The 13,536-nt window shown below is 46.6% G+C and carries 14 protein-coding genes; 5 read left to right on the top strand and 9 right to left on the bottom strand.

Going from position 1 to position 13,536, the window contains the following annotated elements:
* Positions 1-136: 136 nt before the first annotated feature.
* On the bottom strand, positions 137-1,123 hold the full coding sequence (locus L693_RS0102825) for an ABC transporter substrate-binding protein (RefSeq protein ID WP_025715968.1): 987 nt from the start codon (positions 1,121-1,123) through the stop codon (positions 137-139).
* A 175-nt stretch (positions 1,124-1,298) separates the two neighbouring features.
* Here L693_RS0102825 and L693_RS0102820 point away from each other — a divergent pair, with 175 nt between their 5' ends.
* The 3 genes from L693_RS0102820 (at position 1,299) to L693_RS0102805 (ending at position 4,424) form a co-directional block, all read left to right on the top strand.
* A complete protein-coding gene (locus L693_RS0102820) occupies positions 1,299-1,646 on the top strand; it encodes a VWA domain-containing protein (RefSeq protein WP_049825036.1) in 348 nt (115 codons plus the stop codon).
* Between the two features lie 299 nt (positions 1,647-1,945).
* A complete protein-coding gene (locus L693_RS0102810; RefSeq protein ID WP_025715967.1) occupies positions 1,946-3,289 on the top strand; it encodes an amino acid permease in 1,344 nt (447 codons plus the stop codon).
* Between the two features lie 7 nt (positions 3,290-3,296).
* Positions 3,297-4,424 carry a VanZ family protein gene (locus tag L693_RS0102805; protein WP_049825035.1) on the top strand — a complete coding sequence of 376 codons (1,128 nt, stop codon included), beginning with the start codon at positions 3,297-3,299 and terminating at the stop codon, positions 4,422-4,424.
* Positions 4,425-4,583: 159 nt separating this feature from the next.
* Here the strand turns inward: L693_RS0102805 and L693_RS0102800 are convergent, their stop codons facing one another.
* The 6 genes from L693_RS0102800 to L693_RS0102775 all read right to left on the bottom strand — a co-directional run bounded on the left by L693_RS0102800 (position 4,584) and on the right by L693_RS0102775 (position 12,164).
* Entirely contained in the window at positions 4,584-5,237 is a 654-nt protein-coding gene (locus tag L693_RS0102800) for a nitroreductase family protein (protein ID WP_025715966.1), read from the bottom strand.
* Between the two features lie 52 nt (positions 5,238-5,289).
* Positions 5,290-5,682, bottom strand: coding sequence for a MarR family winged helix-turn-helix transcriptional regulator (locus L693_RS0102795; RefSeq protein WP_049825037.1), 393 nt, complete (start codon positions 5,680-5,682; stop codon positions 5,290-5,292).
* Between the two features lie 290 nt (positions 5,683-5,972).
* Complete coding sequence (gdhA, locus tag L693_RS0102790; RefSeq protein WP_025715964.1) at positions 5,973-7,349, bottom strand: NADP-specific glutamate dehydrogenase; 1,377 nt, start codon at positions 7,347-7,349, stop codon at positions 5,973-5,975.
* 465 nt (positions 7,350-7,814) lie between these two features.
* Complete coding sequence (gene thrC / locus L693_RS0102785; RefSeq protein ID WP_025715963.1) at positions 7,815-9,206, bottom strand: threonine synthase; 1,392 nt, start codon at positions 9,204-9,206, stop codon at positions 7,815-7,817.
* 216 nt (positions 9,207-9,422) lie between these two features.
* The gene (locus tag L693_RS0102780; RefSeq protein WP_025715962.1) at positions 9,423-10,766 is read right to left on the bottom strand and encodes a TldD/PmbA family protein; all 1,344 of its coding nucleotides are present in this window, start codon (positions 10,764-10,766) and stop codon (positions 9,423-9,425) included.
* A gap of 3 nt (positions 10,767-10,769) precedes the next feature.
* The gene (locus L693_RS0102775) at positions 10,770-12,164 is read right to left on the bottom strand and encodes a TldD/PmbA family protein (RefSeq protein ID WP_025715961.1); all 1,395 of its coding nucleotides are present in this window, start codon (positions 12,162-12,164) and stop codon (positions 10,770-10,772) included.
* A gap of 126 nt (positions 12,165-12,290) precedes the next feature.
* On the opposite strand from L693_RS0102775, the gene L693_RS31875 reads away from it, so the two are divergent.
* Positions 12,291-12,413, top strand: a complete 123-nt coding sequence (locus L693_RS31875; protein ID WP_269320817.1) for a hypothetical protein — start codon at positions 12,291-12,293, stop codon at positions 12,411-12,413.
* 167 nt (positions 12,414-12,580) lie between these two features.
* On the opposite strand, the gene L693_RS0102765 is transcribed toward L693_RS31875, so the two are convergent.
* Entirely contained in the window at positions 12,581-12,847 is a 267-nt protein-coding gene (locus L693_RS0102765; RefSeq protein ID WP_010345127.1) for a hypothetical protein, read from the bottom strand.
* Positions 12,848-12,955: 108 nt separating this feature from the next.
* On the opposite strand from L693_RS0102765, the gene L693_RS0102760 reads away from it, so the two are divergent.
* On the top strand, positions 12,956-13,183 hold the full coding sequence (locus L693_RS0102760; RefSeq protein ID WP_025715960.1) for a helix-turn-helix domain-containing protein: 228 nt from the start codon (positions 12,956-12,958) through the stop codon (positions 13,181-13,183).
* A 156-nt stretch (positions 13,184-13,339) separates the two neighbouring features.
* Here the strand turns inward: L693_RS0102760 and L693_RS30970 are convergent.
* A partial coding sequence (locus L693_RS30970) for a hypothetical protein (RefSeq protein ID WP_231503508.1) occupies positions 13,340-13,536 on the bottom strand: 197 nt, incomplete at its 5' end.

Raw genomic sequence — 13,536 nt, 5'->3', positions numbered from 1 at the left:
TCGTCTCCAAAGACAGGGTTTCTCGACAATCTGAGATGTCTGCCCTTATGCAGACATCTTTTTTATAAAAAAAGCGCTCCCTCCTGCGGCATGCGACCGTCAAGAAGAGTAGCGTCTTTTTAATTTTTCTCCAAATTTATTGAATTACACTTTTCAGAACATCGTCAATCATTTGTCCATTCGCAATGGTCCCCGTATACAACCAACTCGAATCTTTGCCAAAATCGTATACATGGCCAGCCTTTACAGCTGGAATTCCCGCCCATACAGGATCTTTTATAATATCTTCTTTACTTACATTTTTGCTGTTCACGATAAAAACATAATCCGCATCCAGCTCTGCCAGCTTCTCCAGTGATAAATTGCTCCAGTTTGCCTTGGCAGTCTTGGAGATTTCCTGTACGACCTGGGGAATCTTGAAGCCCAAGTCCTTGTACAATACATCACCGCTGGATAGATTCTGGTTCACGACATACACGTTTTTATCCGTTACCCACAAGGCTGCTGCGGTTTTTTGACCAATCGTCTGGCTCAGTTTGGCCTTGGCCTCTGCCGCCTTTTTGTCATAGCTGCTTAATGCCTGCTTCGCTTCACTGCTCTTATTCAGCACCTCACCCACGGTCAACAGCTCTTGACGCCAATCGTTATTCATATTACTGCCTACAACATAGGTAGGAGCGATTTTAGAGTATTGATTATATTTGTCGCCCTCTACCATGCTCGCACTGTCCATAATGATTAAATCAGGCTTGAAGTTCAGAACGGCTTCAAATGGAAGGTCAGAAGCGATGGTAGGAACATCCTTCAGTTCTTTTTGCAAGTAGCCCTGTACCGAATTTTTACCTACCGACCATTGAGCTACGGGTTTAACACCCAGTGCAACCAGATGATCCTCCAGATACGAAGCAATCACACGCTGAGGCTGAGCCGGAACCTTCACCTCATGCCCAAGTGCATCTTTCAGCACCCTTTCTTGTGATGTCTGCTCCGCTGCTGTATTGTTGCTCCCTTGGCTAGTACCTTCCGTTGCCGCAGGACTGGATGTGCCTGAGCAGGCGCTGAGCAGCAGGGTAAAACTAAGCAATAAAATAAATGCCATGGAATGCCTTGCGTTTCTATTCATTCGTAAAATCCCTTCATCATAGTTTTGATAATGATTATTATCCTCAATAACAGTATGCAGGGTGCCACTTATCGAATCAATGGAACATTCGGACATGCTTAATGGATTATCCAGACGTGTATTTCTCACTAAAGCAGATGAATATAAGCTGTTCCGATAATGAACCGCTGAAGTAATGAAGGATATCATACTTAAATATACAAAGGAAGATCCTAACAATACGATCCCTACCTACGTTATCTTTTTCAGTGACGGAGGTGTCTATGAAACGGAAAAAATATCAAATTTGCTAATCGAGTGCTCTGGAACCCCGATTTTCTGGCAATTTGTTGGTCTTGGTAATGCCGATTACGGAGCCCTTCAAAAGTTGGATGACCTGCGCGGTCGCGTAGTAGATAATGCAGATTTTTTTGCCTTGGATGACATCGACTCCGTGACAGACGCAGAATTGTACGACCGTCTGCTGAACGAGTTCCCAGGATGGCTCAAACAGGTACGAGCTAAGGGAATATTGCGGAGCTAATTCCTCGCCGCAATGCGTAACCGCGTCAGATTAACTCATCTCCATGCCCCCCTGCATGATCACTTAAAATATCATCAAGTAGAGCAATAAGAGGCACAATGGCCGCTGATAAAGCACTCCTCAGCGAAATCATTTTGCCTCTGTTTTTCTTCAGTTTGTCCTCTATCCATTTCAATCTCTCTATCAGATCCTATTTCTTTCATTTCCTAATCGTTAATTTTCATGTAGTATAAGTCTAATTGAAGTAACCCTGTTTGGGCTATGCTGAAGCTATACACTTTATAAAGGAGGATTTCAGATTGAAATCAAATGAAGCAACTTTGCACAAAAAGCTGCGCCCTAGGCATATTACCTTTATGGCTATGGGCGGGGTCATCGGGACCGGTATCTTTAAAGGAAGTACCGAAACGATTAGCTTGGCAGGACCTGGAGTTATTTTATCCTATGTCTTTGCAGGGCTTTTGCTTCTGGTCGTTATGGGAGCAATTGCCGAGATGGCCACCGTCTATCCTAACATGAATATGAAGGATTTTATTCGTAAAGCGTTTGGAGAACGGCTTTCCTTTATCATCGGCTGGCTGTATTGCTTCATGTGGCTGGCTGTCTGTGTCATCGAGGTCATCGCAGCGGGAAGCTTCCTGCAATACTGGTTTCAGGATGTTCCCTTATGGGTACTCAGTTTAGCAAGTGCGGCCTTCATTATCATCGTTAATATGCTGAGTGTCGGAGGCTTCGGGGAGCTGGAATTTTGGCTTGCAGGGATTAAGATTGCCATGATTATCATCTTTATCGCCTTGGGTGGCTGTATACTATTCGGCATTATCCCCACGGAAACTCCACCTTATCTGAGCAATTACGCACAGCATGGGGGATTTTTACCCAATGGCTGGCTGGCTATTTTTTCGGCACTGCTGGTAGTTACCTTTTCCTATGGAGGGTCCGAGCTCATTGGTCTGACGTTAATGGAGACCGAAAATCCGGAAAAAGTGCTGCCTAAGGTAGTTAAAAGCTTTATTTTGCGAGTTGTCCTGTTTTACACCTTGCCGATCCTCATTATTTGTGGCTTGATTCCCTGGAATCAGCTGGATGCGAATACCAGTCCGTTTGTACAGGTACTGTCTTCGGCAGGGCTTCAAGGCTCGGCCCATGTCATGAACTTTATCCTGATCACTGCCGTACTGTCTGCCGCCAATTCGGGGATTTACGGTGCTACACGCATGCTGCATTCACTGGCCGTCAATGGGGAAGGGCCTAAATCACTCGCCCGCGTGTCTTCAAACGGAGTTCCAATAAACAGTCTCAAACTGTGCGCCGTGGTTCTGATTGTCGGTTCCATGGTTGCTTATATTGCTCAGGATGGACTGTTCCGCATTTTGATGGCCGTGCCTGGCTTTGTTGTGCTGCTCGTCTGGAGTTGTATTTGCTTGTCCCAGTTGAAACTACGCAAATCTTATCCCATAGAGCCCAGCTTCAAAATATGGGGGTTTCCTTATATCACCGCAATAACCGTCGGATGTCTGTGGGTGATTGCACTCCTGTTCCTGCTTGACCCGCAAAATCGGATCAGCATCAGCGTATGTGTGGCTTTCATGGCATTCCTGATCGTCTGGTCTTTGGTGAAGTTCCGGAGAAAGCAGGCGTAAGCAGCTCATGATTCAATCGTATCTGTTTCCTGTTTCATATGCTTTTCTGGCGTTTCCTTTTGCTGCGCTATTGTTTACACTGCCTTTTCTTATTGTGCAGTATCGAAGACATGGCTATATTCACAAGGCTAGAGCATGGCTGCTTTACCTGATGCTTTTATACTTGATGAACGCCTTCTTTTTGGTCATTTTACCGCTTCCGTCATCGCGTCATAACGCAGCATTAGCCGGAGGAGCGTTGCAATTAATACCCTTGCAATTCATTCACGACATTATAAGAGAAACGTCTGTCTCACCTGCTCATCCCTCCAGCTATCTTCATTTATTGAAGGAGCGGGCTTTCCTGCAAGTGGCTTTTAACGTTCTTATGACCGTACCATTTGGCATGTTCTTGCGTTATTATTTCCGTGCACGATGGGGATGGTGCCTGATTCTATCCTTTGCCCTGTCCCTCTTCTTTGAGATAACGCAATTGACAGGACTGTACGGATTTTTTGACCATGCGTATCGCGTGTTCGATGTGGACGATCTGATGGCTAATACATTGGGCGGTATGCTGGGCTTTCTGTTGGGCGAATGGTTCTCACGCTTTCTTCCCCGCTTGGAGCATCTGGACAAGCATTTGGACATTACGACCAAGCGGGTGTCCTATACCAGACGGGGCGTAGCCTTTTTCGTCGATTCTATCGTTTGGATCGGGCTACTCGGGATTATGGAATCCTTGCATGTGTCTGCTGCTTTCTGGGTGTCCAGCGGAGTGTACTTTATGATCATCCCTTACCTGACGAATGGGAAAACTCCAGGGAAATGGCTGGTGCGTATTCATATTACAGGGACCGGAAAACGAATTTCCCTGTGGGAGCTCATCAAGCGCTACAGCCTATTGTACTGGTTATATTTCGGGCTTAACTATGTGCTGGGTGGACCTGTGCTGTGGTCCCAAGTGTCTCCTTGGGCGAGTGTTCTGATCAGCCTTTTGCTGTTGGTGATGAACGGATGGTTCTTTTTCCATCTGGTCATACGCCTATTCAAGAAAGGCCCGTTATTTTACGAGGAGCTTAGCCATACTTCACATCAAATTATATGGCCCAAGCACTATCACCCTCCTCAGAGTGACACTGCTGACCCTGAATAGATGTCGGGAGAGAATACAGTAAAAAGAACCCTGAAAGACTGATAACGTCATCAAGCCCCGGATCTTCGTTGTATCAGGCATAAAAAAACAGGTGAAACAAAGGAATGTCCTTTGTCCGCCTGTTTTTTTATTTTGCGTATAGATGTTTGTTCGTTTCCCTTATTTCCACTGGGCAATCTGATCAATAGGCAAACGTGTAGACGGATGGCCCTCGTCGATTCCTTTACCCATGGAAATGAGCATGACAGGGACATAACGATCTTTGTCCAGACCAAAAGCTTCAGCAATTTTATCCTTTTCATAGCCACCGATAGCGTTGGTGTCGTAGCCATGAGCGCGTGCCACCAGCATCAGCTGCATGGATACCAGACCACCGTCGATGAGGACCGTTTCTTTGTTCACAACTGGATCAAGCGCTGCAAAATGGGCTGCCACTTTTTCTTGTTGCATTTCTTTAATGTCTTGTGGCATATAGCCCAATTCTACAGCTTCTCCAAAAATTTGTTCAAAATTGTCAAAATTGTTCAAATCCCCAAATACCGCAATCACTGCCGAAGATGTCTCCACTTGACGTTGGTTGAAACGAGCCAATGGCGCCAGTGTTGCTTTACCTTCAGGGCTGTCAATCACGAGGAAACGCCAAGGTTGCAGGTTAATGGAAGATGGTGCGCGTGTAGCTTCCGTCAAAATCTCAGTCATTTCCTCGCGGCTGATCTTCACGGACGGGTCGTATACTTTTACCGAACGGCGTCCCAGTGCAATTTCTTTAAAATCATTCGTTTTTACAATATTGGATGTATTCGTATTATTCATTCAAGTCTCTCCTTATTCCCTACGGGATATAATAGTTATTATGGAATTTCAGTCAGTCCATATCGGATATGTGACCATTCATGATTCGCAGCATATCAGCTAGCTGATGCCGCTCAGCCTCGTCGAAGCTCTGGAGCAGCCGATCTACAAACTGCGAACGCTCCTGTCTGAAGGTGATAATGCGCTCACGTCCATAATCAGTCAGGCTTACCAAGGTAACTCTGTTGTCCTCGGGCTTGGTGCGTCGTGTGACCATAGCATTCGCCTCAAGCTGCTTCAAATGGCGGGTCACGGCTGCCCCGTCGATACCAATCTCTTTTTGCAGCAGGGTTTGACTAATCTCCTCCACCTGATACAACTTGCACAACAGCTGTAATCTGGATGCGCTGATGCCTGCACAACGCTCAAACTTGCAGCTAATCTCTTTATTCAGCAGCAACAGCATTTCAAAAATAGACTCAGCCTCAGATGATGTTGGGGTGATAGCAATCCCTCCTCCGTAAAATATCGCTGGGCTTTGTGATACAACCGTTGATCTATCAATCATTGATCTATCAAGTAATATACATCCTCCTTAAAAATAAATCAAGTCCCTGAGAAAAATAAAGTAACTCTTTTCAAATAAAAGCTGAGCACCCCCGTAAGGAACACTCAGCTTTATTTTTTATTTGCTTGCTTATTCAATATACGTGTACATGCTTATTTCTCTGCAAGTTTCCTAGGCTGCCACTTGAGTTAGACAATCCCGTGGGATAGCATCGCGTCAGCCACACGAACAAATCCTGCGATATTCGCACCGACAACCAGATTGCCCGGAACGCCGTATTCCTCAGCCGCCTTCACGCTGTGAGCATAGATATTTTTCATAATATCATGCAGCTTGGCATCCACTTCCTCAAAGCTCCAAGACAGACGCATGCTGTTCTGAGACATTTCGAGCGCCGAGACCGCAACTCCGCCTGCATTGGCAGCTTTGGCTGGTCCAAACAACACTCCATTGTCCAAAAATACTTCAATCGCTTGCAGCGTGGATGGCATATTCGCACCCTCGCCTACAGCTTTTATGCCATTGCTCACCAGCAGCTGTGCTGCATGCTCGTCAATTTCGTTCTGTGTAGCGCATGGCAATGCGATATCACACGGAATCGACCAGATGCCGGAGCAGCCTTCTGTATAGATTGCGCCTGGACGCTCTTGGATATACTCGCTAATCCGCAAGCGATTTACTTCTTTAAGCTGCTTCACCAGCTTCAAGTCAATACCTTCGGGATCATAGATAAAACCATTGGAGTCACTACATGCCACGACTGTAGCACCGAGCTGCTGTGCTTTTTCAATCGCATAAATGGATACATTCCCCGAACCCGACACGACAACGCGTTTTCCCTCAAAGGATGTGCCTTGGGCATGCAGCATTTCATTTACAAAATACACACAGCCATAGCCAGTCGCTTCTGTACGCGTAAGACTGCCGCCGTAGTGAATTCCCTTACCTGTCAGGACGCCGCCTTCATGTCCACCACGTATCCGCTTGTACTGTCCAAACATGTAACCGATCTCACGCCCGCCTACACCAATATCCCCTGCCGGAACGTCGGCATCCGGGCCGATATATTTGTACAGCTCGGTCATAAAGCTTTGTGTAAAGCGCATGACCTCGTTATCCGATTTCCCTTTAGGATCAAAATCCGAACCGCCTTTGCCACCACCGATAGGAAGGCCCGTCAATGCATTTTTGAAAATTTGCTCGAATCCCAAAAACTTGACGATTCCCAGATACACGGATGGATGGAAGCGAATTCCCCCTTTATAAGGACCAATCGCACTGTTAAACTGTACGCGGAAGCCACGATTGACCTGTACATTCCCTGCATCATCCACCCAAGGTACACGGAAGGTAATGACACGCTCCGGCTCCACCAGCCGCTCCAAAAGCCCCTGCTGCATATACTTGGGATGCTTAGCCAGCACCGGGACCAGCGAATCCAGTATTTCCTTGACGGCCTGATGGAATTCATTCTCATGAGGATTGCGCGCGATAACCTTCTCAAAAACGGACTGCACATATTCGGCTGCTGCCTGTTGACTCTGCTCTGTACGGATAATGGTCACTTTTCAATACACCCCTTTATGATTAGCCCCTCTGTTAGATGATGGACGACTTGATCCTGCATCTGTGAGAGTGGATCTTTATGTATTCATAAAATTTAGTTAACTATACATGATTTTTTATATAAATACATCTGATTTGCTTATAAAAAATTTTTGTCTCCTTCATTAAATAACTCTATAAACCTGTCATTCCCTGTTATATTCCTAAAGCTAAATCCCTTGATTTACGGGCTTTTTTCACGATTTTCACATATTCTATACCTCACTCCATATGGGACAATTATGTGAACGAATGAAGCTAACTCTCAACTTAGACAGGCGAAATCATACCATATATCATTTCCTCTATTTCTGTGGACATACAGCCTATCCGGCAAATGTGGAGGTAACAAAAAGAGGCCGCGCACAGGGCGTAGCCTCTTTTCCCCATCCTAATTAGGATGTAACTCAGATTGAAATGTTCTTCTACACATAAAAGGCTTCAAGCTGACGTACAATTTCTGCCTCGTCATGCTCAACCACCTGCTGGTGCTGCGGCTTGGAGAACAATTGTTCAATTTGCGCCGGGAACTCCTGCTTGATGTCCACCAGACGGATCGCTTCATCGAATTTGGCCGGATGCGCTGTCGCAAAGGTCACACATACTTCGTCCGCGCCATTATACGCCTCATACGCGGCAATACCGCAAGCCGTATGCGGGTCGAGCAAATAATCGTATTCGGCTTTATACTTTTTGATCAGCTCCAGACACTGCTCATTCGAAGCACCAAGCGCTTCAAAATCCTGCTGTACCCGTTTCAAATCCTCTGCACCGATCATAATCCGTCCCTCGGTTTTTAGGTTATTCATGTATTCAGATACCTTGGCTGCATCCTCTCCGAGGAAATAGTACAGGTATCTTTCGAAATTGCTTGCCACCTGAATGTCCATGGAAGGACTGTATGTGCTTTTGAAGTCGCCTGGCTTGTACTCACCTGTCTTCACGAAGCGCTCCAAAATATTATTTTCGTTCGTTGCAATAATCAGCTTATGGATCGGCAAGCCCATTTTCTTCGCAAGAAAGCCGGAAAAGATATTGCCAAAGTTGCCAGATGGCACGCTGATATTAATCTTCTTCGTACCGGCAGAATCCTGCGCCCGGAAATAGGCATAGAAGTAATACACCGTTTGCGCCAAAATACGCACAAAGTTGATCGAGTTAATCGCCCGCAGATGATGTTTGGCTTTGAAGTCCAAATCTGCAAACAGGTCCTTGATGACTTTTTGACAATCGTCAAAGTTTCCTTTTACGGACAGATTCAGTACATTCTCATCGTCTACCGTCGTCATTTGCAGTTCTTGTACCTTGCTCACTTTTTGATGCGGATGCAAAATGCAGATTTTGATGCCTTCCTTGCCACGCACGCCCTGAATGGCTGCCGCTCCCGTATCGCCTGAGGTTGCACCCAAAATGTGAATGATCTCATTCTGCTTTTTGGACACGTAGGAATAAAATTCACCCATAAATTGCAGCGCCACGTCCTTGAACGCAAACGTAGGTCCATGGAACAGCTCCAAAATAGACAGGGAATCGTTGATCTTCTTCACTGGCGTAACTTCCGGGTGACGGAAGCTCGCATAACTGCGCTCCACCAGTTGTTCCAAATCTTCACGAGGAATCTCATCATTGATATACAGCGCAAAAACTTCCAGCAGCAGCTCTCTGTAGCTCAATGTTGCCCATTGCTCCAAAGTAGCTGCCGACACGGTCGGAATCTGCTCCGGTACCATCAGACCTCCATCGTCAGCTAACCCCATGAGTACGGTATCAATAAATCCCTTGGCTTCTACGCGACCTCTAGTGCTTATATATCTCATATACATCCCCCAATAAAAATTCAATTCGAACCTTTTTTCGAATATATTATTGTCTATAATACCCTGTCGCGGTGCTGTAACCAAGCCTTTTTTTCATATTTCAAAGACTTTCTCCTACTTTACCATACCCTGATGCATCAGGCATCTGTAATCCGTGGGCAATCAGGACACCAGTAACAGGCCGTGAGTCTGGAAAGAAGGCGGTTGCTCTCATGATTATGACCCTGATATGGAGAGTGCAGCCAGCTTGAGCGAAGGAGATGTGCAGCTTCCCGTAAAACGCAAATCGTTGCCAACTTCCTCTACTTGCTGCAACACATCAAAGAAGTTGCCAGACACAGTAATCTGATTGACTGCTCTGACCACTTGCCCCTGCTCAATCCAGTACCCCAGACAAGCCAGCGAAAAATTACCGGACGCCGTATTCGTTCCCGCATGCAGTCCTTGCAGTTCGACGATCATCAGCCCACGATCCGTCTTGCGAATCATGTCCTCCAACGTAGAGGCGCCTGGAGCCACGTACAGATTATGATACGACACACCGATTTTACCATTATAACTGCCTTTGGAAGCATGAGAGGTACTCTGCACCCCAGCCTTGCGAGCCGTCTTGCGGTTATGGAAATACGTCAGCAGTTCGCCGTCCTTGATGATCTCGTTGCGGCGTGTCGCACTGCCTTCAGCATCAAACGCGCTACCTGCCGGAACGTTCTCCATCAGCGGATCATCAATCAGCGTAATATGCTCGCTTGCCACCTTTTGTCCCAGTTTTCCAGCCAAGCGCGAAAAGCCTTTATCCACCGACTCCGCTGAAAATACCGACGTATACGCAGCCAGCAATTGCGCTGCTGCATCATGACGGAAAATGACTGGATAGTTATCCGATTGGATCGTGTGCGCCCCCAGCTTGGAAACAGCCTCTTTTACGGCTTTATGCGCCACATCCACAATATCAATTTCCTCCACGCTCCGCAGCGAATAATCATGCCAGCCCCCGGTAACGGTCTCGTCGTTGTCTGCTGCAATCACATACACATAAGCGGTCGCCAGACTTTTGCGACGATGGCAGTGCAGCCCTTTGGTATTCACAATCAGGACCTCATTTTCACGAATGCTGACCGAGCAGTGCCGAGCCATCACAATCCGTGGATCTGCGGCAAGCGCTGTGCGCTCCATTTCTAGCGCCGCTTCGATCAGAATCTCAGGAGCCGTGTCAGCCAATGCTGGGGCATAAGCAGGCTGCTCAGGGTAGCTCTCAGAGCCTGCGAACAGCTCATCCTGTTCCTCGCTCTCCAATATGTCCGCATTGCTGCGTGCTTCTTCCAATAAAAAATCAATCACGTCCGGTTCCAGCTTCTCCGTAGAGGCATAGCCCATTTTCCCGTTAATGACACCCCGGAAGGAAAGTCCGCCATTTTCGACGATTGTATATTGGTCTATTTCTCCCTTCAGTACCTTTACCGAGGTAGAACGTCCATTCACATAGTAGATTTCCATATCCGCGTAGCCGATTTCCTGACCTTTTGAGAACAATGCTTCCTGAAATTGCTGAATATTCATCGCCTATTCCCCCTTTCGTCCGCCGACAGTCATCTCAGACACGCGAATCGTCGGCTGTCCGCAGTTCACCGGGAGACTTCCACTGACCGAGCCGCACATGCCCTGACCATGATCCAGATTGTTGCCGACCATATCAATATTTTGCAGGGTTTCAATCCCTTTGCCGATCAGCGTTGCCCCCTTAACCGGCTCGGCAATTTTACCGTTGCGAATCATGTACGCCTCTTCAACCGCAAAATTAAAATCGCTCGTCGAGGTATTCACCGAACCGCCGCCCAGCGATTTGGCATAGATCCCGTACTCCGTATTGGCAATGATTTCTTCACGGGTGGACTCGCCATTCGCAATAAACGTATTGTTCATACGGGATGCAGGCGCGAATTTATAGGACTGTCTTCGTCCTGATCCTGTCGCAGGCATACCCATCTGACGCGAGCCCATCCGGTCGATCAGATATCCTTTTAAAATGCCGTTCTCGATCAGTACATTGCGCTGTGTAGATGCTCCTTCATCATCGATATTGAGCGAGCCCCACGCGTTGGGAATCGTTCCGTCATCCACAGCCGTGACCAGCTGTGAAGCCACCTGCTGCCCGATTTTATTCGCGAACACGGACGTTCCATGGGCCACAGCCGTAGATTCCAGTCCGTGTCCACACGCCTCGTGAAAAAGAACACCACCGAAGCCGTTCTCAATTACGACGGGCAGTCTGCCGCTAGGCGCATAACCCGCTTTGACCATCGTGGACGCAATACGGGCGGCGTGTCTCGCATTTTCTTCGATATTCAGATTCTCGAGGAATTCAGTCCCTGCATACGCTCCCGGCCCGCGAAAACCGGATTGTCTATGCTCCCCAGCGGTCGCAATGGCACTTATTCTCATGCGTGTATACGTGCGGGTATCCTCCACCAGTAGTCCATTGCTATTGGCGATCAGTACGTTCTGGATCGAGTTGCTAATCCCAATAGAGGTTTGCGTGATGGAAGGATCGTATTGGCTTGCCGCCTCATGCGCCCGTCTCATCATGTCGATCTTGACACGTTTCTGTGAACCGTCAGGAATGATCGCAATCGGATGGTGGTTAGGAATCGTATGGGGATGGAGTGTAATCGGTCGTGTACCTGGCGCTCCACCCCCGCGAATGGCCTTGGCGGCCGATTTTGCCAGTCGAATCAGGCTCTGTTCGCTCATGTCGCTGGTGTAGGCATACACCGAAAAATGCTCCTTCATGATCCGAATGCCAATCCCAAAATCCCTGCCTGACAGCGCCGTATCCACGACTCCCCCAGTCATGCCCAGTTGTCCATTGGTGCGATCCTCGACGAACACCTCTGCAAAATCCCCGCCCGTCTCCAACGCGGCTTGCAGCATATCCTGAATCTGTGTTGGATGTATCATCACGTTCCTCCTCGTTTTTTCCATGTTTCTTATTGTACGTTTAAACGTTCAAGATAATATGCGGGTTCATGTTTATTTCCCATAACTTTACTATACATGATGTTGGGAGTGGGTGTAACTATCTGGGTGGAGATGTTGGGAGGGGCGAGAAGATATATGCGCAGGGACGAAGGGATTGAAATGAGAAAACCCGATCAGACCGTGAAGGGCCCTGTCGGGTTATTTGAGCAAATTGATTACATGGATTGAGTAAGTACGTGCATATGAGGCCGCTACGTAGACGGATCATTCTTCCGATCGCTGTTGCCCCCAGATTTTTTTGATTATATTTTAACGGTAAAAATCCGGGGTCAAAGGCGAACGCTGCGCTTCTTCAGAACGATTCCGTCCCCTCCGCTGCTATGCTTGGATTTGCTTCATTTTGTTTCAATTTCTAACTGATTAGTTAAAATACTTTTCTCTAAACGGATATAGTACAATACATGGTTTAGTTCAATCTCCGTTGAGTGTAAATAATAAGCAGCTTCCTTAACCGCATCCATGCTCAACGCTCCTGCTTTGGCAGCGATAATGTTAAACGCATCTCCAAGTAATTTAATACAAGTTTGAATCCTCTCTGTGTATTGCTTTTCAAGTTCTACTAACTTTTCATACTCCGCTACCATGTCACTCTGAGAAGTCAAAATATTCCCCACCTTTTGGTACGTATATGAGTACCAGTTTTACAAAAATTATATGTTACGTTTATGCGTATCGTCAAGAAAAATTTGTAAAATAAGGTGGGAAACCTAATGGCAAAGAAAGTAGTTGTGAAAATAAACGCAATTACGAGAAAACACAATATCTCACTAAGAGAGCTTTCGCGTTTATCCGATGTACGTCACGCCGCTCTCAGCGAACTTCAATCAGGTAAACGTGAGAGTATTAATTTTAATCATATTGAAAGAATAGCCGAGGCTATGAACATTGAAGATATTCGCGAGATTATTGATTTGGTTGAGATAGAAGAAAAGGAATAGTCATCATTAGCTTTTTGTCCTTACACAGAAACACATAGGTATGCCGAGCACTCTCTTGATCATTTGTATTTGAATAGTTGGCTGTATAGCCCTTTTCCAACAAACGTTTGAGTTTGTCATTATCCTCTTCACCACGTCCACGTCTAGTTTCGATGGTCACAATTGGGAGGATAATTTTCTTTTTCCTGATCGCTTGCTGTTATTGGATTTAAGGTTGGAAGTATCTTGATTGGTTATGTACTCTGGCGTAGCATCGAATTGCTTATTCATTATTTTTTCGTGCAAAATGTAATTCATGAAAGTTTCACTTGTTTGCTTGGCATCTGCTAAAGTGTAGACCAGCGAAAACCCCT

The sequence above is a fragment of the Paenibacillus sp. 1-18 genome (genome assembly GCF_000520755.1).
In the GTDB taxonomy this organism is placed as follows: domain Bacteria; phylum Bacillota; class Bacilli; order Paenibacillales; family Paenibacillaceae; genus Paenibacillus; species Paenibacillus brasilensis.
The sequence above is the reverse complement of the archived record's forward strand: the minus strand, read 5'-3'. Positions and strand labels throughout refer to the sequence as shown.

Excerpts from the sequence above, each read along its gene's own strand:
- L693_RS0102825 (WP_025715968.1), bottom strand. The coding sequence starts at position 1,123 with ATGAATAGAAACGCAAGGCATTCCATGGCATTTATTTTATTGCTTAGT.
- L693_RS0102820 (WP_049825036.1), top strand. The coding sequence starts at position 1,299 with ATGAAGGATATCATACTTAAATATACAAAGGAAGATCCTAACAATACG.
- L693_RS0102805 (WP_049825035.1), top strand. The coding sequence starts at position 3,297 with ATGATTCAATCGTATCTGTTTCCTGTTTCATATGCTTTTCTGGCGTTT.
- L693_RS0102800 (WP_025715966.1), bottom strand. The coding sequence starts at position 5,237 with ATGAATAATACGAATACATCCAATATTGTAAAAACGAATGATTTTAAA.
- L693_RS0102795 (WP_049825037.1), bottom strand. The coding sequence starts at position 5,682 with ATGCTGTTGCTGCTGAATAAAGAGATTAGCTGCAAGTTTGAGCGTTGT.
- thrC (WP_025715963.1), bottom strand. The coding sequence starts at position 9,206 with ATGAGATATATAAGCACTAGAGGTCGCGTAGAAGCCAAGGGATTTATT.
- L693_RS0102780 (WP_025715962.1), bottom strand. The coding sequence starts at position 10,766 with ATGAATATTCAGCAATTTCAGGAAGCATTGTTCTCAAAAGGTCAGGAA.
- L693_RS0102775 (WP_025715961.1), bottom strand. The coding sequence starts at position 12,164 with ATGATACATCCAACACAGATTCAGGATATGCTGCAAGCCGCGTTGGAG.
- L693_RS0102760 (WP_025715960.1), top strand. The coding sequence starts at position 12,956 with ATGGCAAAGAAAGTAGTTGTGAAAATAAACGCAATTACGAGAAAACAC.